The organism is Kitasatospora sp. NPDC057015, assembly GCF_042673745.1.
In the GTDB taxonomy this organism is placed as follows: domain Bacteria; phylum Actinomycetota; class Actinomycetes; order Streptomycetales; family Streptomycetaceae; genus Kitasatospora.
In genome coordinates this window covers 1-1,484 of sequence record NZ_JBHUSG010000113.1, presented here as the reverse complement: position 1 = coordinate 1,484, position 1,484 = coordinate 1, and the positions used below count along the sequence as shown (strand labels likewise).

At 52.0% G+C, this 1,484-nt stretch carries 1 protein-coding gene; it reads right to left on the bottom strand.

Annotated elements, in window-relative coordinates:
- Nucleotides 1–930: hypothetical protein (locus ACFTWP_RS41260; protein WP_380270328.1), on the bottom strand; the 930-nt coding region annotated here is incomplete at its 3' end.
- Nucleotides 931–1,484 lie beyond the last annotated feature (554 nt).

Sequence of the window (1,484 nt, the reverse complement as noted above, 5' to 3'; positions counted from 1 at the left end):
AAAACGCGAGCGCGCTTTCTCTGCGATGTCAAACGCGACGTCGAGATGGTCAGAAAGCAAGAGACCACGTATCTTTCCAGAGGTAATCCGGTCGTCATCCGGGTATATCTCATACGCGGTGTCAAATTTCTGTGCAGCGCCAGCGACATCTCCCGCGTGCCAATCCACAATACCGGAGAGCAAATACCATTTCGCTCTCTGCCGTTCATTTAATGAGGCGTGTTCATCAAAGATTACCGATAGCAACGCACTTGCGCCGCTGTAGCTCATTTCCTTAATGAGTTCGGCCACCTTGTCCAACTGTCTCGATGCTGTATTGTTTTCGTTTGTTACAAGCGACGAGACGAGCGCCGGCCCACCCACTTGCGACATGAATGAATCGAGCTTCGATGATACTGCACTTATGAGCTCATTGGTCTCGACCACCCTCGATTGAGTCTCCTCCGACGACCTTCTCATGTCATCAAAGACACCGCCTGGGGAGTTAGGGCTGTATTTCTTTTGAAGAATCGCGTGACGCTTTATGTGGTTACAAATATCGTCCCAAAACTCAATGCTTACCTTGAACTTTCCAGACCCCGCCCGCGCGTCAGTCAAATCCTGAGCAAACTTGACGAGCTTCGAATCACTTGCGGTCGTCGTCGCTACAATTAACTCGCCAATGCTCCAGCCAGCCGTGTCGGCCGCAGCCACTTCATCATTTATAACTTTTTCAGTGACCTTCGTTTCGTAGTAACGCTTGCACTGAATTCCTTTACGTTTACCAATGCGAGGCTCAACAAAAATGTCGACACCGCCCTGACTTTGTCCCGTCCGACCGTTGCGCTTCGGGGTGGGGTCTTCAAAGATTACTGAGTAGATGTCGGCGCAATAATCTTCGAAGTCCTCTGCATGCTTGGGCTTGGAGATTTCTAAAGTGAATGTGCGCATGTAGATGCTTCTTCGCTCTTTCGAAACCAAAGGATAAATGCCACCGAATCCGACGTTCGCACATCGACGTATGAATTGTCGTCGGCTCGAACATTGTGCACGAAAACAGCCAACGGAAAACGCGTTGGCCGATGCTGCAAAGGTACTCGGTCTGACCCATCGGCCATCATTCGACGTATGGACAGCTTCGCGACAGAACGATGCAGTTCCAACCAAGAGGAAGATGCATCTGCTTTACCTGCAAATTGAGGTCCCAGCTCCGCTAATTTTTTCCTTTCCGCTCAAACCGTTAGGCGATTCAAGGTGCAACCCATCTTCCTGTTTCACAGCACCATGCCGTGGCACAAAAAAGGGCGTCACGAGAGGACGCCCTAAAGTCACCTTTTTCCGATACCCATCAAAGAGTTAGAGTGAGAATCTTCCTTCCTCTTGTGGGTATGCCCGCTAGAACGGAATATCGTCGTCCATCTCGTCGAAGCCGCCGCCTGCCGGTGCGCTCGGACGGCTTTGCGCGCCGCCGCCTGCACCACCACGCGCCGCGCCGCCGGCACGAC